The sequence below is a fragment of the Cupriavidus sp. GW822-FHT02D05 genome (genome assembly GCF_058802485.1).
Genome location: NZ_JBXAOE010000030.1, coordinates 13,680 through 34,254 on the forward strand (window position 1 = coordinate 13,680; position 20,575 = coordinate 34,254).

The following is a 20,575-nucleotide window of genomic DNA, read 5'->3' on the forward strand; positions in this document are numbered from 1 at the left end:
AGGTGCGCGCTAATCAGCCACAGTAGACAAAAGCCGGCACAAATTGACAATATGCCGGCAAGGCAAAAGCGTACAGTGCCCGCGGGGAAGCCACACGGCGACACAGCCCCGCGCAGCCCGACACAACGATTGACGTTGTCCGCGTTCTTGCTGGTGCCTTTGAAGCTGACTGGAGAAACTGACCGTGACAATTCAAAGCCTGGAGCCTGTCGAAACGATTACCCCGGACGAAGGGTTGGTGCTGGTCGTCGACGACGACGCGCTGCTGCGCGGTGCGCTGGGCAACCTGTTTCGCTCGGTCGGCATGCGTGCCGCGCTGTTCGGCTCGGCCGCGGAATTGCTTGAATACCGGTTGCCAGAGGCACCTTGCTGCCTGGTGCTCGACGTCAGGCTGCGCGGCCAGAGTGGACTGGACCTGCAGGCGCACCTGGGGCAATTGGGCATCTGTGTCCCGATCATCTTCATGACAGGCTATGGCGATATTGCCATGACCGTGGCAGCGATGAAGGCTGGCGCGGAAGACTTCATGGCCAAGCCGTTTCGCGATCAGGACCTGCTCGATGCGGTCTCGGCGGCGCTCGAGAAAGACCGCCGGCGACGCGAGGGAATGCGCAGGGCCCAGGGGCTTCGCAGCAGTTTCGAGACACTGACGCCGCGCGAGTCGGAGGTGATGGCACTGGCCGCATCCGGGCTGATGAACAAGCAGATTGCCAGCCGCATCGGCATTAGCGAGGTGACGGTAAAGATCCACCGCGGGCAGGCCATGCGCAAGATGAAGGCGCGCACGTTTGCCGATCTCGTGCTGATGGCCCAGCAACTTGGCGTCTGCCACGTCGCGTGCTAGCCGCGCAGTATAGCCACGCCTGCACATCCACACGCCTCGCGCCGGGACGCCTGCCTCGCCTACAATTTGTTCTGCATGGCTGCAATGGCCCAATCAGAAAACGAAGCAAGGCGAGGCAAAGCAAGATGATGGACTTCAGTTTGACGCCCGTTCAACGGGAGCTGCAGGAGCGCACCCGCCAGTTCATTGCGGACCAGGTCATGCCGATGGAGCGCGATCCGCGGCAAACGGCGCACGGCCCCACCGAGGATCTGCGCGCGGACCTGGTGGACAAGGCAAGGGCGGTGGGCTTGCTGACACCCCACGCCAGCACGCAGGCCGGAGGCCTCGGGCTTTCGCACCGGGACAAGGCCATTGTCTTTGAAGAGGCGGGCTACTCGCCGCTGGGGCCGATCGCGATGAATATCCATGCGCCGGACGAAGGCAATATCCACCTGATGGAGCTGGTCGCCACGCCGGAGCAGAAGGCGCGCTGGCTACATCCCCTGATCCTTGGGCACACGCGCTCGTGCTTTTGCATGACCGAGCCGGCGCCAGGCGCGGGGGCCGATCCGTCGATGCTGCAAACCACGGCGGTGCGCGATGGGGATCATTTCGTGATCACGGGCAGGAAGTGGTTTATCACGGGCGCCACCGGCGCCACCTTCGCCATCATCATGGCACGGATGGAAGACGGCACCGCCACCATGTTCCTCGCTGACATGAACCAGGCCGGTGTCGAGATCGAGCGGCAGATGGACGCGCTCGATACGTGCTTCACGGGTGGGCATGCCGTGGTGCGCTTCGATGGCCTGCGCGTTCCCGAGCGCGACGTGCTCGGCAAGCTTGGGGAAGGATTCCGCTACGCGCAGCTGCGCCTGGCCCCGGCGCGGCTGACGCACTGCATGCGCTGGCTCGGGGCGGCCCGGCGCGCGCATGACATTGCGGTCAACTATGCGCGGCAGCGCCTTGCGTTTGGCCGGACCCTGGTGGAGCATGAGGGCGTGGGGTTCATGCTGGCCGACAACGAAATGGATATGCACACCGCGCGCCTGACCATCTGGCACTGCGCCTGGGTGCTGGACCAGGGCGAGAAGGGGCGCGACGAGTCTAGCCTGGCCAAGGTGTACTGCTCGGAGGCGTTGTGGCGGGTGGTGGATCGTTCCGTGCAGGTGCTTGGTGGCAGCGGGGTGACGGACGAAACCATTGTTGCGCGCATCTTCCGCGACATGCGCGCCTTCCGGATCTACGATGGTCCCTCCGAGGTGCATCGCTGGAGCATGGCCAAGCGGATAGCGCGGGGCTGAGGCGGTTTCAGCGCGCAGGGTCGAACATTGATGCAGTGATGTGTCTTCACCAAAGGAGGTACGCTCGCCGTGGACAATTCCTTCCACCATTTTTCCGAGTTGTTTGCGCAACTCGGCCTGCCCGCCGACGATCAGGCGATCCGTGAATTCCTGGCCGCGCATTCTCCCCTGGCCCCCGATGTCGTGCTTGCGGACGCCCCGTTCTGGACGCCCGCGCAGGCCACGTTGCTGCGGGAGGAAATCCTGGAGGATGCTGACTGGGCGGAAGTGGTTGACCAGCTGAATGCGGCGCTGCGGGTGCCAGGCTAACGCCCCGGCGGAATTCGACTCTGCTCTGCTCCAAATAGCGTACTTCTGCTCCTGTTCTGCATTGTTGCGGTGCGGCAACATCCCCTGGACGCGCGTCATTGTCGACGCCAGGGGAAACCGCCGCAGCCATGAAGTACCAGTTATTTGTATTGGCCGGATGTCCGGCCTGCACCGCGCTTGAACTGTGCATGCGAGACGCCGGTCTCGCCTATGACCGCATCGTGCTGGCGTCGCCACGCCACGCTGCCGATGTGCTGGTTCTGCTTTCCGAATCCGATCCGCGTTGTCCGGCTTTGAGCATGGGCGAGCAAAGCGCAAGCGGCCTCGCGGCTTGCCTTGCGCTTCTCGGCCAGGGGCATCCCGAAGGTGTCTCGCTTGCACCGCCGGCTTTCACCGCCGCGGGCAAGGAACTGATGGATGGCGTGCTTAGTGGGCGTGTGCTGACGGCCAGGAATGAGCGGGCGTTCCTGCTCGCGCTCGGTGCGTTGCGTGCTGCCGTCCACGCATGGGGCTGTGCGATGCCGGCGGCGCTGCGCCGCATCGGCCTGTTCGTGCCTTACCTGGACCTGAGAATCGCGGATGGCCTGTCTGGCGGGAAATTCAGGCTTGCCGGTGCATTCGGCGCTGACGAAAGCGCGCTGGCGTCCATGGCCAATCGCTTGCCGGCCGGGTTTGAAGACGCCTACCTGGACCGTCTCAGAAGGGGCCGGAGCTGGGTCTATTGGGAAGGGGGCGCCAGCATGCTTGGCGACCGGACCACGCGGTTTCAGAACATCCGCCACTGGCCCGCGGCCAGCCGCACGGCGGCCGTCGGCAGCCTGCTTTTCTAGTCATTCTATCTAGTCATTCGCAAGCACGCCGCCTGACGGCGGCGCGTGGCCGGCCCCCGCCGAGGGGGCGGCCACGCCATGGTGCCCTTGGCGGCCGTGGTGCTAGTCGCGCAGACGCGCGCGTTCCGGCGACATATCCATCGGCATCATGTTGACGTTCGCGTTATGCATGACCCACAGCGAGCCTGCCACGATGATGGCGATCAGCACCCCGGTGCACACGAAGATTGCCGTGTTCATGCGCTGGTCCGCGGACGTCCCGATGTGCAGGAAAAACACCAGCTGCACCACCAGCTGCGCAACGCAAAGCACCACGATGGCGGCAAGGCCCATGCCCTTGGGCACGAACCCGCCCATCACCGCGCCGAACGACGCGAGGGTGAGCACCAGCGACAGCACAAAGCCGATCGCATAGCCTTTCAGGCTGCCGTGCGCGGCATGTGCCGCGGATCCTGTGTGGAGATGGGCGGTCTTCATACAAACTCTCGCAGATAGACAAAGGTGAACACGCAGATCCAGATCAGGTCCAGGAAGTGCCAGAACAGGCTGAGGCAGGCCAGGCGGCGCCGGGTCACGCCATCCAGGCCGAAGGACTTGACCTGGTGCATCATGACCAGGATCCACAGCAGGCCGCAACTCACGTGCAGGCCGTGGGTGCCCACCAGGGAGAAGTAGGCAGACAGGAACGCGCTGACGCCCGGCCCCGCGCCGGCATGCAGCAGCTCGGCAAACTCATACAGCTCCATGGCGATGAAGGCCGCGCCAAGGAGGAACGTGATGCCCAGCCATTGGATGACCTGGCGCTCCCGCCCGGGCTGCATGTTCAGCATGGCCACGCCGAAGGTGAAGCTGCTGATCAGCAGCAGCATGGTTTCGCCGAGCACGAACGGCAGCTCGAACAGCTCCCGGCCGCTCGGGCCGCCTGCCGTATTGCCGGCGAGCACCCCGAAGGTGGCGAACAGCACGGCGAAGATCAGGCAGTCGCTCATCAGGTAGATCCAGAACCCCAGTGTGGTCTTGGATCCGTCGTCGTGCGCGACGTGCTCGTGCGTGTTGTGAATGACTGTGTAGCTCATGGGTCAAGCCGCCTTGCGTAGCTGCGCATAGCGCGCGTTTTCGATGCGTTCGACTTCGGCCGCCGGGACGTAGTAGTCCACGTCGCGGTTGTAGGTCCGTGCGATGAAGGTGCCGATCACGCCCAGCAGGCCAAGGCCCGCGATCGCCCACATGTGCCAGACGAGCGCGAAGCAGAGCACCAGGCCGAACGCCGACACGATCACGCCTGCGCTGGTGTTCCTGGGCATATGGATGTCCTCGTAGTGGGCTGGCCGCACATAGGCGCGCCCCGCCTCCTTGTCATCCCAGTGCTGTTCCAGCGAGGTGATGTGCGGCACATGGGCGAAGTTGTAGAAGGGGGCCGGCGATGCGGTGGCCCACTCCAGGCTGCGGCCATCCCACGGGTCGCCGGTGAGGTCGGGGTTTTGCTTGCGGTCGCGCACGCTCACGGCCAGCTGGATGAGCAGGGCGACGATGCCGGCGCCGATGATCACGGCGCCGCACAGCGCCACGATCAGGTAGGGCTGCCAGTCGGCGTGCGTGTAGTGGTTCATCCGGCGGGTCATGCCCTTGAAGCCGAGCACGTAGAGCGGCATGAAGGCCAGATAGAAGCCCACCAGCCAGCACCAGAACGAGATCTTGCCCCAGCGCTCGTTCAGGGTGAAGCCGAACACCTTGGGGAACCAGAAGCTCATGGCGGCCAGGCAGCCGAAGATGACGCCGCCAATGATCACGTTGTGGAAGTGCGCGACCAGGAACAGGCTGTTATGCAGCAAGAAGTCCGCGCCGGGCACGGCCAGCAGCACGCCCGTCATGCCGCCGATGGCAAAGGTCACCATGAAGCCGATCGTCCACAGCGTGGACGAGTGGTAGCGGATGCGGCCGCGATACATCGTGAACAGCCAGTTGAACAGCTTCACGCCCGTCGGGATCGAGATGATGGTTGTCATGATCCCGAAGAAGGCATTGACGTTCGCGCCGGAACCCATCGTGAAGAAGTGGTGCAGCCAGACGAAGAACGACAGGATGCCGATGGACGAGGTGGCGTACACCATCGACTTGTAGCCGAACAGCGGCTTGCCGGAGAACGTGGAGATGATCTCCGAGAAGGCTCCGAAGCACGGCAGGATGAGGATGTAGACCTCCGGGTGTCCCCAGACCCAGATCAGGTTGACGTACATCATGGCGTTGCCGCCAAGCTCATTGGTAAAGAAGTGCATGCCCAGGTAGCGGTCGGCGGTGAGCAGCGCGAGCGTGGCGGTCAGCACCGGGAACACGGCAACGATCAGGATGTTGGTGATCAGCGCGGTCCAGGTGAACACCGGCATCTTCATCAGCGTCAGGCCCGGGGCACGCATGCGCAGGATGGTGACGATGAAGTTGATCCCGGTGAGCGTGGTTCCCAGGCCCGATATCTGTAGTGACCATATGTAGTAGTCCACCCCCACCGTCGGGCTATATCCCAGCTCGGACAACGGTGGATAGGCGACCCAGCCCGTGGCGGCAAAGTCGCCGACGAACATCGACATCATCACCAGCACCGCGCCCGCTGCCGCCAGCCAGAAGCTGAGCGAGTTGACGAACGGATAGGCTACGTCGCGCGCGCCGATCTGCAGCGGCACGATGACGTTCATCAAGCCGAGGATGAACGGCGTTGCCACGAAGAAGATCATGATCACGCCGTGGGCGGTGAAGATCTGGTCGTAGTGGTGTGGAGGCAGGTAGCCGGCCGCATCGCCCACAGCGATCGCCTGCTGCGCGCGCATCATGATGGCGTCGGCAAAGCCGCGCAGCAGCATGACCAGCGCCATGATGATGTACATCACGCCGATGCGCTTGTGGTCGACCGAGCAGATCCACTCGGTCCACAGGTATTTCCATTTGCCGAAGTAGGTCACGGCGCCGAGCAGCGCGACGCCGCCCAGAATGACGGCGGCCAGCGTACCCATGATGATGGGCTCATGGTACGGAATCGCCTCGAGGTTCAGTTTGCCGAACATGGATCAGTGCTCCGTGGCCGCGGCGCGGTGGCGTTGTGTGTGTGGCATGCAGTGCATGTGTTTCGGATTCATTGGCTTCATCAGTTGATGGCCAGCGGGGGGCTTTGGGCTGTGCATACGTCGCCAAGCGCATCACCACGCGTATTACCAAGCGTATTGCCGCGCATATTGGCGCGCAGATCGCTATGCATGTACTTGTTGACGATGTTCTGGAACAGGCCGGGCGCAACGCCCGCGTAGACCGTCGCCGGCTCCTTGGTGCTCGGCAGCTCCAGCGTCTTGTAGGCCTTCTCGTCCAGCGTCAGCGGCGACTGCCTGGCCTGCCGTACCCACGCGTCGAACGCCTCGCGCGAGGTGGCCACGGTGTCGAAATGCATGTCGGAGAAGCCGGGGCCGCTGTAGGCCGCGGACATGCCCGCGTAGGTGCCGGGCGTGTCGGCGATCAGGTGCAGCTTGGTCTGCATGCCGGCCATGGCATAGACCATGCTGCCGAGCTGCGGGATGAACAGGGAGTTCATCATCGATTCCGCGGTGATGCTGAAATTGATCGGCGTATCGACCGGGATGGGCAGCCGGTTGACCGAGGCGATGCCGTAGTCCGGGTAGATGAACAGCCATTTCCAGTTCAGCGCCACGGCTTCGACGCGGATGGGCTTGACGGTCGACTCCAGCGGCTTGTAGGGGTCCAGCGAATGCGTGGTGTTCCAGATCAGCACCGCCAGGCCGGCCACAATCACGCACGGGATGGTCCAGATGACCACCTCGATCCGCGTGGAGTGCGCCCACTTGGGCGCATACGTTGCCTTGGTGTTGGAGGCGCGATACCGCCAGCCGAAATACAGCGTCAGGAAAATGACGGGCACGACGACCAGCAGCATGATGAACAGCGAGACCAGGATCAGCGTCTTTTCCTGATGCCCGATGTCGCCCTTCGGGGATAGCAGCTCCAGCTGGCAGCCACTGAGAAGGAGCATCGCTGCTCCACCGAGGAACAGTCCCGCATGGCGGAACCCTCCCTTGCAAGCATTCAGCCAAGCGCTGGATTCTCGCCGGACAGCAGCGTCTGCCCCGGCATTTGAGTTACGCATAAGACACACCTTAGTTATGCATCACATAACCGGCGCGCGCGTCGGGACTGCCTGCCACGGCACGCTGGAAACCATCGCGAGAGAGGGGATTCCGCCGGACTGGCGGGAAACGCATACAAAGCGTTAAATGTATGGATTTGTGTGATGCTGCGGCGCATGATAATGTAAGACAAAGGCCATACATAAAGCAAAATGCATCAGAGTAAATCCATACAAGATGACGGCGCCGGTCCCGGCTGGGCCGCCGCCTTCGTGCGCGGCGAGGGCGCGCGCTACCAGCAGATCGTTGGCTTCATCGAGCGCGCGGTCGGGGACGGGCGCCTGAACCCCGGCGACCGCCTGCCGCCGCAGCGCGAGCTGGCCAGGCAGCTCGGGGTGGATCTCACCACGGTGACGCGTGCGTTCACCGAGGCCAAGCGGCGCAACCTGATCGAGGCGCGCGGGGCGCTGGGCACCTTCGTCGCCCCGCCAAAGGTCGAACTGGCACAGATGGTCGACCTGAGCATGAACGTGCCGCCGCCGCCCGCCGGCGTGGATTTCCATGATTTGCTGCAGCGCGGGCTTTCGCAGGTGCTGCTGCGCTCCGATGCGCACCTGCTCATGACCTACCAGCTTGGTGGCGGCAGCAGGGCGGACCGGGCCGCCGGCGCCATGTGGCTCAAGCCGGTGCTGGAGTCGGTCAGCCCGCAGCAGCTGATTGCCTGCCCCGGCGCGCAGGCCGCGCTGGCGGCGCTGATCCTCACGCTCACGCAGCCCGGCGACGCCATCCTTGCGGAGCCGCTGACCTATCCCGGCCTGCGCGCGGCGGCCGAGCAGCTCGGGCGCCGCGTGGTGACGGTGGCCACCGATGACGACGGCATGCGGCCCGATGCGATGGAGCAAGCGTTGCGCGAGCATGGCGCACGCGCGATCTACCTCAACCCGACCATCCAGAACCCGACCACGCGGACCATGCCCGCGCACCGGCGCCGCGATGTCGCGCTGGCCGCGCAGAAGTGCGGCGCCTGGATTATCGAGGACGATCCTTACTGGCTGCTCGGCAGCGACGCGCCGCCGCCCGTGGCCCACTTTGCGCCGGGCCAGGTCTACTACGTTGCCACGCTGTCGAAATGCCTGAGCCCGGGGCTGCGGACCGCCTATATCCGCCTGCCCGAAGCGCGCGGCCGGGCGGGCGTGCTGGCCGCGCTGCGCTCCTTCGCGCTGATGTCCACGCCGCTGTCGACAGCCCTGGCCACGCAGTGGATTCACGAAGGCTCCGCCGCGCAGTTGCTGGCTGGGATCCGCACGGAAGCCTTCGCGCGGCGAGAGCTTGCACGGCAGTTGCTGTTCAGCGCGGACCAGGCACCACCCAGCGGCATACACGTCTGGCACAACTTGCCGAGCTACTGGACTTCGCTGGCGCTGACGCAGGCCGCGCGTGCGGAGGATCTGCGTGTTACCGCTTCCGATGCGTTCTATGCTGGCCCCACGCCGCCCAATGCGATCCGCATCTCGCTGGGAGGTGTCGAGACGCGTGCCCATCTTGCTGCTGCGTTGAAGAAGCTGGCTGAGTTGCTGGTGCGCAGGCCGCAGGCGTCGCGGGAGATTGTGGTTTAGGGGGAGTTTTTTGGGTCTGCGCCGATCTGCGTGGCGAAGTGAGGGTCTCAAGACGACGCCAGGCGGAAGCACCGTCGCCGCAAGATCGGAAAGGTTGGGGTGTGGGGTGGACCGCCGATCACACTTCATGTAAGCTTGCCCGCCCTCTTTGCGCCGCCATAGCGCGCCGCCATGCCCCAGATCATCGTTAGTCGTCTACACAAGACCTACCGCATCCACGAGCGCGACCCGGGCGTGCTCGGTGCGCTGCGTGCGTTGATTCGGCCGCGCTATCGCACGGTCGATGCGCTGGCGGGGGTGTCATTCGAACTGCAGCGCGGCGAACTGCTTGGCCTCATTGGCCCAAACGGCGCTGGCAAATCGACCACCATCAAGATCCTTGCCGGTATCCTGCGGCCCGACGGCGGCCGCGTCGAAATCGACGGGCGCGCCCCTTTCGCCGACCGCGAGCGGCACGTGGCACGCATCGGCGTGGTGTTCGGGCAGCGCACGCAACTTTGGTGGGATCTGCCGGTGGGCGACGGCTTCGCGCTGCTGCGCGACATCTATCGGGTCGACCCGGTGCGCTTTGCCCGCACGCGCGACGAACTGGTCGCGCTATTGCATCTCGAGCGCTTGCTTGACCAGCCGGTGCGCCAGTTGTCGCTGGGGCAGCGCATGCGGGCGGAGATAGCGGCGGCGTTGCTTCACGAACCCGACATCCTCTTCCTGGACGAGCCGACAATCGGGCTCGATGCGCCCACCAAGCTCGCGGTCCGTGACTTCGTGCGGCGCGCCAACCACGAACGCGGCACCACCGTGTTACTGACCACGCACGACATGCATGACATCGAGGCGCTGGCCAAGCGTGTGATCGTGATCGGCCACGGCCGCGTGCTGGCCGACTGCGCGGTCGAGGCGTTGCGCTCCCAGGTGGTGGCTGCGCGCCGATTGGATGAGGGCCTGTCAGCGGACGCGGAAGACGAGGGTATGACCATCGAGGCCGTCATCGCGCGCTTCTACGCGATGCACGGCGCGGTCGAGGCCTAGTCCATGATGGCGCCGCGCGAACTCCTGCGTCCCTATCTCGCCGCGTTCAGATCCCGGTTCCTGCAGATGCTGCAGTACCGGGTGGCGGTATACGCGGGCTTCGTTACGCAGTGCTGGTGGGGGGGAATCAAGATCATGGTACTGGTGGCGTTCTACCGCAGCGCGGCGGCGGCGAGCGCGCCGCTGTCGCTCGCGCAGGCCATCACCTACACGTGGTTGGCCCAAGGCTTGCTCGCACTGCTGCCGTGGATGGGCGACCCCGAGGTGGCGCAGGCGGTGCGCACCGGAGCCGTGGCATACGACCGGCTGCGGCCGGTGAATGCCTATGCGCTGTGGTTTGCACGCTCGGCCGGCTGGACGGCGGCGCGCGCGCTACCGCGTGTGGCCCTGATGCTGGCCTTTGCTGGCATTGCGCTGCCAATTGCCGGGCTGGGTGAATGGGCCTGGCAGCCGCCTGCCGGACTGGCTGCGGGCTTGGGCTTCATCGCTTCGGTGCTGCTCGCGCTGCTGCTGTCCACATCGCTGGTGATGCTGCTCAACATCGCGGCGGCAGCCGCGCTCAACGAACGCGGCATCAATACGCTGGCGGGACCCGTCGTCATCGTCTTCTCCGGGAACCTGCTGCCTCTGGCACTACTGCCCGACACCTGGCAGACCGTGCTGCTGGTGCAACCGTTAGCGGGCGTGATGGATATTCCGGCGCGGATCTATTTCGGGCAGCTGGGCGGCGCGCAAATGCTCTGCGGGCTGGGCCTGCAATGCCTTTGGATCGTGCTACTGGTGAGCGTTGGCCATGCGGCCATGGGACGCACGATGCGCCGGCTCGACGTGCAAGGCGGCTGAGGCGAATGGGCTCCCTGGCATTGTTCGCCCGCCTCGTGATGGCTTCGCTGAGCGGCCAGGCACGCTATCCGGCCTCGGCGCTGTTGCTTACGGTGGGGCAGTTCCTCGTCACCGGAGTCGAGGTGGTCGCGGTCTGGGCGCTGTTCCACCGCTTCGGCGACGTGCAGGGTTGGAGAATCGGCGAGGTGGCGCTGTTCTACGGGCTGGTGAACTGCATGTTCGCCATCGCCGATGCCCTGGGGCGCGGCTTCGACGTGCTGGGCACGGCGTTGTTGCGCACCGGCGAATTCGACCGGTTGCTATTGCGGCCTCGTCCCCTGGCTCTGCAATTGATGGGGCACGACGTCCGCATCAGCCGTCTGGGGCGCTTGTTGCAAGGGCTGATGGTATTGGCTTTCGCAACGGTGCAGGTGGGCATCGCGTGGACACCGGGATCCATCGCCATCGCCCTGTTTGCGGTCGCAGGCGGCGTGGCGCTGTTTCTGGGCATCCTGGTACTGCAGGGCACGCTGTCCTTCTGGACCATCGAGAGCCTCGAAATCGCCAACGTCCTGACGTACGGCGGCGTACAGGCGACGCAGTATCCGCTGGCTTTGTATGCGCAATGGTTCCGGTACGTGCTGACCTTTGCCGTGCCACTGGCCTGTGTCGCCTATTACCCCGCGCTGGCCATATTGGGCAAGGCCGATCCACTCGGTGCGCCTGCCTGGACAGGGCTGGTGTCGCCGTTGGCGGGTTTCGTTTTTCTCCTGGCGGCCTTCGGCGCGTGGCGTGTCGGGCTGCGCCACTATGCCTCGACCGGCAGCTAGTCGGTAACGCGCCTGTCCGTTTTCGCTTCGGGGGTTGCCTCCGCAACCACGTGCCTGGCATCCCGGCTCACCACGAAACCATCACGACATGATGTATTTCGGCACACCGAACTGGTAGTGGCAGATTGGCGAGTGGGCAAGAATGCCGCTACCGGGGGCCTCACCCCGAAACCAGTATCACTCGCGGGATCGTGGTGATTGATGCCGGCAGCGGCATGAGTTCGTTAGAGCCCGGGGCCTGACGACGAAACTACCGGGCCGCGCGGTCCCGACACGCCAGCACCTAGAAGCCCCAAAGGACCGCCCCAAAACGTTCCCCTGCGCCAGTAGCAGACGCGCCGCCCAATTTTGTGCGGCGTGGCATGGCCGCGTCCGGCCGCCATCAAGACCCCTTCACCAACTCAATAGCCCGCGCCAGCTTACCAACCGCAGGTGCAATCTCCGCATCCGCAACCCCACCATAGCCGAGCACCAACCCATTCTGCGCCTGCAGCGAATCAGCAAAATACGACGACAACGGTCGCGCCACGATCCCGTGCGCCAGCGCGAAACGCGATACCAACTGGTCATTGGCATGCCGGAGTATGACGCTCAGATGCAGCCCGGTATCGGTGCCCACGATCGCCACCTCGTCGCCGAGCTGGCGCTGCAATTCGTCAATCAGCAACACCTGGCGTTCGCCGTAGATCTTGCGCATGCGCCGTACGTGCGCTGCGTAATGGCCATCGGAAATAAACTCCGCCAGCGCGGCTTGCACCGATAGCTGTCCGCCGCGATGCAACTCGGATTGCGCTACCGAGAAGGCGTCGACCAGTTCCGGTGGCACGATCAGGAAGGCGAGCCGCAAGCCGGGATAGAGCACCTTCGAGAAGCTGCCGACATAGATGGTGTTGCGGTGCGGGTCCAGCCCCTGCAGCGACGGCAAGGGTGCGCCCTGATAGCGGAACTCGCTGTCGTAGTCGTCTTCGATGATCCATGCGTTGTGGCGATGCGCCAGCTCTGTGAGCAGGCGGCGCCGCGCAAGGCTCATCACCACGCCGCTCGGGTATTGGTGAGAGGGGGTGACAAAGATCAGCCTTGGCGCGCTCTCTGGTGCAACCGGCGGCCGGATCCCGTGCTCGTCCACCGCAATTCCCTCCATCTGCAGGCCCGCCGAGCGAAAGACACTGCGCGCGCCCCAATAGCATGGGTCCTCGACCCAGACCAGTTCGCCCGGGTCCGCGAGCAGGCGGGCGCAGAGATCGATGGCCTGGTGGCTGCCCTGCGTCACGATGATCTGCTCCGGCGAACAATCCACGCCGCGGGCGAGCGACAGGTACTCCGTCAGCGCGCGCTTGAGCGGCGGATGGCCATGCCGGCTGCCATAGCCCAGTTGTTCCTGGCTGGCGGTCTTCCAGACCTTGGTGATCAGGCGCTGCCACACGCCGCGCGGGAACTGGCTGACATCCGGAATGCCGGGCACGAACGCACCCACTTGCAGGTCCGATGCGCCAACGCTGGCCAGCAGTTCGCGCGCGCGCAGCGAGAGCCTGGATTGATCGCCGGGGAGCGCGGGCTCGCCGGCCCGGCCGGGGGCGACGATGTGGGCGAGCAGGGCGGGGTCGGGGGCGGTGTCGCCAACGTAGGTGCCGCTGCCGCCGTGCGTGTGCGTGTAGCCCTCGTCGGTGAGCCGCTCGTAGGCATAGAGGACCGTGTTGCGGGCAATGCTCAGTTCACGGGCAAGTTCGCGGGTGGGTGGCAACCGTGTGCCCGGGGATAGCTGGCCGGCGAGGATGGCCTCGCGGATGTCGTCGAACAACTGCCTGTTCAGCGGAGCACCGGATCGTTCGGGCTGGCTCCAATGACTGCGCGCGAGAAGCCAATCGGTCAGCGGAGTCTCTCTCAATTCTTGGCTCCATCTGAAAATTTGTACCGGCACTATACAGTGGAGCCAACGGGCTTGTAGAGTAGATCCCATCATGTCGCGGCATTACCACATAACCATTTCAACTAAGTAACAGACCGCCGGCTTGGCCCAAAAAAGTGTGAAAGACCAGATATTGAGCGGGCACTTAATTCACCACATAAATGCGATGGGGCAATGGCGAATATCCCCATATCGGTGCGTGCTGATGTACCAGTATGTTGTATTTATCGAGGCATTAAATGAAGCGTTTTGCAGTAGCAGGTATCCAGATGCCGGTGTCGGCATTCGACGAGAACATCACGCAGATGAATCGCTACCTGGCCCATGTCAGGCACCGCTTTCCGTGGGTCGACATGGTGATGTTCTCCGAGCTGGCGGCGTTTGGCCCGAGCCCGGCCAAGGCCGAGGAAATGCCGGGCGCAGCCGAGGCCCGCCTGTGCGAGATGGCTGCCAAGTACGGCTTGTGGCTGATCCCCGGATCCTTGTTCGAGCGTCGCGGCGGCGCGATCTACAACACCGCGCCGGTGATCGACCCCGCCGGGAACGTGGTTGCCCGTTTCCGCAAGCTGTTTCCCTTCCGGCCCTATGAGCAAGGCATCGCCGCGGGCAGCGAGTTCGTGGTGTTCGATGTGCCGGGCGCGGGGCGCTTCGGCATCTCGATCTGCTATGACATGTGGTTCCCGGAGACGACCCGGACACTGGTTGCGATGGGCGCTGAAGTGATCCTGCACCCGACCATGACGGACACCATTGACCGCGACATCGAATTGTCGATCGTGCGGGCATCGGCGGCAACCAACCAGGTCTATTTTTTCGATATCAACGGTGTCGGTGACGGTGGCGTGGGCCGCTCCATCGTGGTGGATCCCGCTGGCTATGTGCTGCATGAAGCCGGCCCGGGCACCGCGGAGATCATCCCCGTGGAGATCGATTTCGAAAAGGTCCGGCGCGAGCGCGAGCGCGGCTTGCGCGGGCTTGGCCAGCCGCTCAAGAGCTTCCGCGACCGGGAGGTGGAGTTCCCGGTCTACCAGCGCAACAGCGGCGCGGATGCCTATCTCCACACGCTTGGCAAGCTGGTGAAGCCGGGTGTCCTGGAAGACGCAAAGCCGGAAGTGACCGGGCCGGCGGGCGAGTAGCCGCCGGGGGAAAAGCCTCGGCAGGCCGCCACGTTATTCCGGTGCGGCGAAAAAAAAGAATTCAAATATCCAAGGGAAAGCGTGATGGCTGGCCCAATGGATAGCGCTTGCTTTCAAGGTTGCTATCGACCCGCTTGATAAACAGGAGCCGGTGAATATCGGGCCGGAAATAAAACGGTCGTTCTATTAAACGGATTCGCAGTTGCAGATCCGCGCATTGAGATTATCTAGTTAGCAGAGGAATAACATGGCACGCAGCACGGCACGAAAAGCAAAGACCGGGCAAAACATTTCCCTAAACCGTTACCGCAGCGTTTGGGAAATGCGCGCGGATGGCTGGATGAATCTGACTGACGACCTGGGCCGCCTGGTCAATCTCGCGCGGGAGTGCAAGGAATTCATCGAACGCCACGCCCGGGTAAAAGAGACGCTGGCCATGCTTGAACCGATCGAGCGGTTCTGGGCATTCCCGGGGCACCGATTGTTCGAGGAGCTGACCGCGTGGTTCGAGGCTGGCGACCTGGGCCGGCTGAACATTGCCGTGCACCGTATCAACCGCATGCTGGCCAGCGATACCTATCGCCATAAGAAGCTGTCGCTGGATGCGGAGTCGGAGGAGCCGTCCGAGATCGAGACGGAAGAGGAGATGCAGGCGCAAATAGCACGACCGTACTTTGAGGTCCTGATCGTCGACGACATGACGCGCGAGGATGAAGAGGCCTTGCGCCGGCGCGTTCAGCGCAAGCAGCGCGTGGATGATCCCTTCGTGTGGGACGTGGTGGTGGTGCCAAGCTTCGAGGATGCGCTGATCGCCACGCTCTTCAACTTCAACCTGCAGGCTTGCGTGATCCGGCATGGCTTTCCGTTCAAGTCCGAGTATGAGCTGGACCTGCTGCGCAAGTTCCTGGAAGGCCTGGACGAGGGCATCGAGGAGCAGCCGGAATCCGAGCGCGGCCCCTTGCTGGGGCAGAAGATTGCGGAGCTGCGGCCGGAACTGGACCTGTACCTGGTCACGGACGTGAAGGCCGAAGAGATCGCGTCGCGGCTGGGCGAGGTCTTCAACCGGATCTTTTTCCGGGAGGAGGACCACACCGAGCTGTACATGTCGATCATGAAAGGCGTGTCGGAGCGTTACAAGACGCCGTTTTTCACGGCGTTGAAGGAGTACTCGAAGCAGCCGACCGGGGTGTTCCACGCCTTGCCGCTGGCGCGGGGCAAGTCGATCATGAACTCCCACTGGATTCAGGACATGGCGCAGTTCTACGGCCTGAATCTGTTCATGGCCGAGACCTCCGCCACGTCCGGCGGGCTCGACTCGCTGCTGGACCCCATCGGCCCCATCAAGGTCGCGCAGGAGTATGCCGCGCGCGCATTTGGCGCGCGCCGCACCTTCTTCGCGACCAATGGCACTTCGACGGCCAACAAGATCGTGGTGCAGGCGCTGGTCAAGCCGGGCGACATCGTGATGGTAGACCGCAACTGCCACAAGTCCCACCACTACGGCATGGTGCTGGCGGGCGCCAAGGTGGCGTATCTCGACTCCTATCCACTGGACGATTTCTCGATGTACGGGGCGGTCCCTATCGCCCAGATGAAGCGCACGCTGCTGCGGTTCAAGCGGGCGGGCACGCTGCACAAGGTCAAGATGGTGCTGCTGACCAACTGCACGTTCGATGGCGTGGTCTACGACGTGAAGCGCGTCATGGAGGAGTGCCTGGCCATCAAGCCCGACCTGATCTTCCTGTGGGACGAGGCCTGGTTTGCCTTTGCCCGCTTTCATCCCACCTACCGCCAGCGCACCGGCATGGATTCGGCGTCGCGCCTGCGCCGCGAGCTCGATAGCGAGGATTATCGCCGGCGCTACGATGCATTCACCGCATCGTTCGGCGGGGCGGACTGGGACGATGAGGAGAAGCTTGTCGCCACCCGCTTGATGCCGGATCCGGACCGCGCGCGGGTACGGGTCTACGCGACCCAGTCCACCCACAAAACCCTGACCTCGCTGCGCCAGGGCTCCATGATTCACGTGTGGGACCAGGACTTCAAGGACAAGGCGGAAGAGGCGTTCCACGAGGCGTACATGACGCACACCTCCACCTCGCCGAACTACCAGATCCTGGCCTCGCTCGATGTCGGCCGCCGCCAGGTGGAGCTGGAGGGCTACGAGCTGGTGCAGCGCCAGATGGAACTGGCCATGACACTGCGTGAGTGGATCCACACGCACCCGTTGCTCAAGAAGTACTTCCAGTTCCTCAACGTCTCCCGCGTGGTGCCGACCGCGTACCGGCCATCCGGCATCGAGGCGTACTACAGCCCGGAATCCGGCTGGGCCAATATGGAAGCCGCGTGGCGCGTCGATGAATTCGCGCTGGACCCGACCCGGCTGACCCTGTCGATCGGCACCTCCGGCATTGACGGTGACACGTTCAAGAACAAGTACCTGATGGACAAGTACGGCATCCAGATCAACAAAACGTCGCGCAACACCGTCTTGTTCATGACCAATATCGGTACCACGCGGTCGTCGGTGGCTTACCTGATCGAGGTGCTGATCAAGATTGCCAGGGAGCTGGAGGAGCGCACGGCGGACATGAGCGTGATCGAGCGCCGCCTGCACGAGAAGCGCGTTTCGTCGCTGACCAGGGAACTGCCGCCGCTGCCGGACTTTTCGCACTTCCATTTTGCGTTCCGCAGCGTGTGCAACAGCGGGCAGATCGAGACGCCGGACGGCGATATCCGCAAAGCCTTCTTCATGTCCTATGACGAGGAGAACTGCGAGTACCTGAACATGGCCGAGGTGGCCAAGGCCATCTCCAAGGGCCGTGAAGTGGTATCGGCCTTGTTCGTGATTCCCTACCCCCCGGGCTTCCCCATCCTGGTGCCGGGGCAGGTGATCAGCTCCGAGATTCTGGAGTTCATGCAGGCGCTGGATGTGCGGGAGATCCACGGTTACCGCCCGGAGTTGGGCTTCCGTGTGTTCAGCGACGGGGCGCTCCAGCAACTGGCGCTCCAGGCCGCCGGCGAGGCAGCTGCGGCGGTGGCGGCCGCGGCGAAGGCGTCGGTCTCGGCCGTTGTGGAAGTCTCGACGGCAACGGTCGATGAAGTGGCGGCGGCGGCCCTGGCGGAACGCCCCGCGGCAAAAAAGTAGCGAGGCGGGAGGCTGGGACAGGCGCCCGGCTTCTCGCAACAGAGCCCATGTCGACAAAAAAAGAATGCCGGACCTGGATGTCCAGGAACCGCGGGAAACCCGCGTCCAGCCGGCCCCGAGTTCATCAGGAGAAAGCCGCGATGCAAAAAGTCCGTAATGTCTCAGATCTGCGCGTGATGTTCCACAGGAACGAGAAGCCCATCTACTTCATCAGCGCCACTAACTTCAATCTCCTGGGCATCGATCAGTGGGTCAACCGTTTCAAGTACATCAACTACATCGATTGCTTCGACGGCCGCCATCCCAATGTCTTCGTGCCGCAGGCGCTGCCGCACGAGGAGTTCACCTCGATCGAGGACATCAACAACTACCTGCTGCAGCATAAGGACGTGGTGGAAATGATCGAGCAGCGGGGGGGACGGCCTGCCGCGACCTTCCTGATGTTCGATGAGAAAACCGAAGAGCTGGCCGACGAGCTGGGGCTTGACGTGTGGTTCCCGTCGGCCGCGCTGCGCAGCCGCTGCGATAACAAGATGGAGACTGTGCGCATCGGCAACAAAGCTGGCGTGCACTCGGTGCCCAACGCACTGGAGAAGGTGGACAGCTACGAGCATCTGATGCAGATCGCGGAGCACCACGGTCTGGGCAATGACCTGGTGGTGCAGAGCGCGTTCGGCGACTCCGGCCACACCACCTTCTTTATCGCAAGCGTTGACGATTTCAACAAGCACAAGGATGAGATCGTCAACGACCCCGAAGTCAAGATCATGAAGCGCATCAACTGCCGCGGCGCGACCCTGGAGGCCTGCGCCACGCAGTCAGGCACGCTGGTCGGGCCGCTGCTGACCGAGGTGGTGGGCGCGCGTGAACTGACCCCCTACAAGGGCGGCTGGTGCGGCAACGAGATCTTCCCCGGGGCGTTCTCGGAAGACGTCAGGATGAAGGCGCGCGACATGGCCTTCCGTTTCGGCAACCAGTTGCTGGAGGAGGGCTATCGCGGCTACTTTGACCTGGACTTCCTGATCGACGTCGATAGCGGCGAGGTGTATCTCGGCGAGCTGAATCCCCGCATCTGCGGCGCCAGCCCGATGACCAATCATGCGGCCTTCGCCTATGCGGACGCGCCGTTGTTCCTGTTCCACCTGCTGGAATTCTCGGGTGTGCCATTCGACCTCAATGTGCGCGAGCTCAATGAGCGCTGGGCCGAGAAGTCGTTCATCGACGGCTGGTCCCAGCTGGTCATCAAGTACACCGAGGACAACGTGGATATCGTGACCCATGCGCCGCCCTCGGGCATCTATCGCATGGCATCCGACGGCTCCGTGTCCTACCACCGCTTCGATTCCAACCGTCGCGAGATCGAGAGCGAGCAAGAAGCCTTCTTCCTGCGTATCACCGGGCCCGGCGACTATCGCTACGAAGGCGCGGATCTGGGCATCCTGATCACGCGGGGTCGTTCGATGAACGACGAGTTCAAGCTCAACGAGCGCGCGCACCAATGGATCCGGGGCATCAAGCAGTATTACGTGGCCAAGCCCCTGGTTGCCGCACAGGCCGAGCTGGCGCCGCAGCCGGGCGCGTTCAAGATCCTGTAGGCCGAAGGTCCAACCACGAGAGGCCAGGAATTCATGCGTTGTACATTCGAAGCGATCAGTGAGGACTTGCCCGGCCAGCGATGGCAGAACATCTTCCGGCAGTTCTGGCCCGGGTACCGGCAATGGTATCTGCGCGACGGCGATCGCGCGCGGCCGGGCTTCCTGATGTGCCGCAAGGCCTTGCGCCACCACATGCCGGAGCTGGTCCCGACCTGGGAGCGGCTGGTCGAGCTGTCCGGCGGCGGCGACCTGGAAGCGCGCTTCCTCTCGATGTGGGGGCCGCCGCCCTACATTGCCGGCTGCTCGCAGGCGGTGTGGCTGCCGGTGGACGGGCAGCAGGCTGCAGGCGCCACGCCCGCGCTGTTGCGCAACTACGATTTCGCCCCGGCTTTGCTCGAGGGCGTGTGGCTGGCGTCCAGATGGCATGGCCAGCGGGTGGTGGCGGTCAACGACTGCCTGTGGGGCGCGCTCGACGGCATCAACGAGAGCGGCCTGGCCGCGTCGCTGTCGTTCGGGGGCCGCAAGGCGGTGGGTAATGGATTCGGCATTCCACTGGTCTTGCGCTACGTGCTGGAGTTCGCGGAGAACGTCGACCAGGCCGTGGAAATGCTCGCGCGCATCCCGGTGCATATGAGCTACACGGTGAGCCTGCTTGACCGCCGCGCACAGTGGGCAACGGTGTTTGTCACGCCGGACCGGCCGCTGGAGGTGGTGCGCAAGCAGGCGGTGAGCAACCTGCAGCATGGCGTCGAGTGGACGGCGCACGCCAATGCGACCCTGGCCGAGGCCAGGGAGCAGACGCTGGCTGTTGCGGTGCGGCAGGCCGAGGATGCCAAGGCTGTCCTGCGCGCGCTGCTGCGCCCGCCGCTGTTTCAAACTGCCTACGGACGTGGCCACGGCACGTTGTACAGCGCCGTCTATCACCCCTATGACGGTTCCGTCGAAATGGTCTGGCCAGATGCCGTCTGGCGGCAGTCCTGCAGCCATTTCCTGCCCGGCGCCCGGATGATCGAGTTCGACGTGGAGAGCACCGCGCTGCCGCATGCGGTGGTGCCGGCGCGCCGGTGGATGCTCGACGATGTTGGCAGTTTTCAGTGAGT

At 64.0% G+C, this 20,575-nt stretch carries 17 protein-coding genes; 12 read left to right on the forward strand and 5 right to left on the reverse strand.

All coding sequences use genetic code 11. The annotated features are described in order from the left end of the window. Positions 1–184: 184 nt before the first annotated feature. From AC1RQK_RS31215 to AC1RQK_RS31230, 4 genes are all read left to right on the forward strand, one after another. Complete coding sequence (locus AC1RQK_RS31215) at positions 185–844, forward strand: response regulator transcription factor (RefSeq protein WP_492375737.1); 660 nt, start codon at positions 185–187, stop codon at positions 842–844. Positions 845–972: 128 nt separating this feature from the next. After that, positions 973–2,130: an acyl-CoA dehydrogenase family protein gene (locus AC1RQK_RS31220; protein ID WP_492375756.1), complete on the forward strand. Its 1,158-nt coding sequence runs from the start codon at positions 973–975 to the stop codon at positions 2,128–2,130. Between the two features lie 69 nt (positions 2,131–2,199). Continuing rightward, positions 2,200–2,439 (forward strand): DUF2789 domain-containing protein, encoded by a 240-nt coding sequence (locus tag AC1RQK_RS31225; protein WP_492375736.1) that lies wholly within the window; start codon positions 2,200–2,202, stop codon positions 2,437–2,439. A 188-nt stretch (positions 2,440–2,627) separates the two neighbouring features. Further along, positions 2,628–3,269 carry a hypothetical protein gene (locus AC1RQK_RS31230; RefSeq protein WP_492813212.1) on the forward strand — a complete coding sequence of 214 codons (642 nt, stop codon included), beginning with the start codon at positions 2,628–2,630 and terminating at the stop codon, positions 3,267–3,269. A gap of 102 nt (positions 3,270–3,371) precedes the next feature. Here AC1RQK_RS31230 and cyoD read toward each other — a convergent pair whose 3' ends face one another. From cyoD to cyoA, 4 genes are all read right to left on the reverse strand, one after another. Then, positions 3,372–3,746 carry a cytochrome o ubiquinol oxidase subunit IV gene (cyoD, locus tag AC1RQK_RS31235; protein WP_492374511.1) on the reverse strand — a complete coding sequence of 125 codons (375 nt, stop codon included), beginning with the start codon at positions 3,744–3,746 and terminating at the stop codon, positions 3,372–3,374. Beyond that, entirely contained in the window at positions 3,743–4,345 is a 603-nt protein-coding gene (gene cyoC / locus AC1RQK_RS31240; protein ID WP_043354234.1) for a cytochrome o ubiquinol oxidase subunit III, read from the reverse strand. The genes cyoD and cyoC overlap by 4 nt, the downstream gene beginning before the upstream one ends. Positions 4,346–4,348: 3 nt before the next feature. Further along, positions 4,349–6,325, reverse strand: coding sequence for a cytochrome o ubiquinol oxidase subunit I (gene cyoB, locus AC1RQK_RS31245; protein ID WP_174425386.1), 1,977 nt, complete (start codon positions 6,323–6,325; stop codon positions 4,349–4,351). An 80-nt stretch (positions 6,326–6,405) separates the two neighbouring features. Then, a complete protein-coding gene (gene cyoA, locus AC1RQK_RS31250; RefSeq protein WP_492813215.1) occupies positions 6,406–7,299 on the reverse strand; it encodes a ubiquinol oxidase subunit II in 894 nt (297 codons plus the stop codon). Between the two features lie 306 nt (positions 7,300–7,605). On the opposite strand from cyoA, the gene AC1RQK_RS31255 reads away from it, so the two are divergent. From AC1RQK_RS31255 to AC1RQK_RS31270, 4 genes are all read left to right on the forward strand, one after another. Then, complete coding sequence (locus AC1RQK_RS31255) at positions 7,606–9,009, forward strand: aminotransferase-like domain-containing protein (protein WP_492813217.1); 1,404 nt, start codon at positions 7,606–7,608, stop codon at positions 9,007–9,009. Positions 9,010–9,180: 171 nt separating this feature from the next. Continuing rightward, on the forward strand, positions 9,181–10,038 hold the full coding sequence (locus AC1RQK_RS31260; RefSeq protein ID WP_492813219.1) for an ABC transporter ATP-binding protein: 858 nt from the start codon (positions 9,181–9,183) through the stop codon (positions 10,036–10,038). A 6-nt stretch (positions 10,039–10,044) separates the two neighbouring features. Next, positions 10,045–10,881, forward strand: a complete 837-nt coding sequence (locus AC1RQK_RS31265) for an ABC transporter permease (RefSeq protein WP_492813308.1) — start codon at positions 10,045–10,047, stop codon at positions 10,879–10,881. 5 nt (positions 10,882–10,886) lie between these two features. Beyond that, the gene (locus tag AC1RQK_RS31270) at positions 10,887–11,690 is read left to right on the forward strand and encodes an ABC transporter permease (protein ID WP_492374516.1); all 804 of its coding nucleotides are present in this window, start codon (positions 10,887–10,889) and stop codon (positions 11,688–11,690) included. Between the two features lie 382 nt (positions 11,691–12,072). On the opposite strand, the gene pdxR is transcribed toward AC1RQK_RS31270, so the two are convergent. Continuing rightward, on the reverse strand, positions 12,073–13,575 hold the full coding sequence (gene pdxR / locus AC1RQK_RS31275; protein ID WP_492813222.1) for a MocR-like pyridoxine biosynthesis transcription factor PdxR: 1,503 nt from the start codon (positions 13,573–13,575) through the stop codon (positions 12,073–12,075). Positions 13,576–13,835: 260 nt separating this feature from the next. Between pdxR and AC1RQK_RS31280 the strand changes: the two genes are divergently transcribed. The 4 genes from AC1RQK_RS31280 (at position 13,836) to AC1RQK_RS31295 (ending at position 20,573) form a co-directional block, all read left to right on the forward strand. After that, positions 13,836–14,732: a carbon-nitrogen hydrolase family protein gene (locus AC1RQK_RS31280; protein ID WP_492813224.1), complete on the forward strand. Its 897-nt coding sequence runs from the start codon at positions 13,836–13,838 to the stop codon at positions 14,730–14,732. Between the two features lie 340 nt (positions 14,733–15,072). Further along, positions 15,073–17,880, forward strand: coding sequence for an aminotransferase class I/II-fold pyridoxal phosphate-dependent enzyme (locus tag AC1RQK_RS31285; RefSeq protein WP_492813226.1), 2,808 nt, complete (start codon positions 15,073–15,075; stop codon positions 17,878–17,880). Positions 17,881–17,957: 77 nt separating this feature from the next. Beyond that, entirely contained in the window at positions 17,958–19,475 is a 1,518-nt protein-coding gene (locus AC1RQK_RS31290; protein WP_492813310.1) for a biotin carboxylase, read from the forward strand. Positions 19,476–19,508: 33 nt separating this feature from the next. Next, positions 19,509–20,573 carry a C45 family autoproteolytic acyltransferase/hydrolase gene (locus AC1RQK_RS31295; RefSeq protein WP_492374520.1) on the forward strand — a complete coding sequence of 355 codons (1,065 nt, stop codon included), beginning with the start codon at positions 19,509–19,511 and terminating at the stop codon, positions 20,571–20,573. Positions 20,574–20,575 lie beyond the last annotated feature (2 nt).

Bases quoted from the DNA above. Each gene is read 5' to 3' on its own strand.
- AC1RQK_RS31220 (WP_492375756.1), top strand. From the start codon at position 973: ATGGACTTCAGTTTGACGCCCGTTCAACGGGAGCTGCAGGAGCGCACC.
- AC1RQK_RS31230 (WP_492813212.1), top strand. From the start codon at position 2,628: ATGCGAGACGCCGGTCTCGCCTATGACCGCATCGTGCTGGCGTCGCCA.
- cyoD (WP_492374511.1), bottom strand. From the start codon at position 3,746: ATGAAGACCGCCCATCTCCACACAGGATCCGCGGCACATGCCGCGCAC.
- cyoC (WP_043354234.1), bottom strand. From the start codon at position 4,345: ATGAGCTACACAGTCATTCACAACACGCACGAGCACGTCGCGCACGAC.
- cyoB (WP_174425386.1), bottom strand. From the start codon at position 6,325: ATGTTCGGCAAACTGAACCTCGAGGCGATTCCGTACCATGAGCCCATC.
- cyoA (WP_492813215.1), bottom strand. From the start codon at position 7,299: ATGCTCCTTCTCAGTGGCTGCCAGCTGGAGCTGCTATCCCCGAAGGGC.
- AC1RQK_RS31255 (WP_492813217.1), top strand. From the start codon at position 7,606: ATGCATCAGAGTAAATCCATACAAGATGACGGCGCCGGTCCCGGCTGG.
- AC1RQK_RS31260 (WP_492813219.1), top strand. From the start codon at position 9,181: ATGCCCCAGATCATCGTTAGTCGTCTACACAAGACCTACCGCATCCAC.
- AC1RQK_RS31265 (WP_492813308.1), top strand. From the start codon at position 10,045: ATGGCGCCGCGCGAACTCCTGCGTCCCTATCTCGCCGCGTTCAGATCC.
- AC1RQK_RS31270 (WP_492374516.1), top strand. From the start codon at position 10,887: ATGGGCTCCCTGGCATTGTTCGCCCGCCTCGTGATGGCTTCGCTGAGC.
- AC1RQK_RS31280 (WP_492813224.1), top strand. From the start codon at position 13,836: ATGAAGCGTTTTGCAGTAGCAGGTATCCAGATGCCGGTGTCGGCATTC.
- AC1RQK_RS31285 (WP_492813226.1), top strand. From the start codon at position 15,073: ATGAATCTGACTGACGACCTGGGCCGCCTGGTCAATCTCGCGCGGGAG.
- AC1RQK_RS31290 (WP_492813310.1), top strand. From the start codon at position 17,958: ATGTCCAGGAACCGCGGGAAACCCGCGTCCAGCCGGCCCCGAGTTCAT.
- AC1RQK_RS31295 (WP_492374520.1), top strand. From the start codon at position 19,509: ATGCGTTGTACATTCGAAGCGATCAGTGAGGACTTGCCCGGCCAGCGA.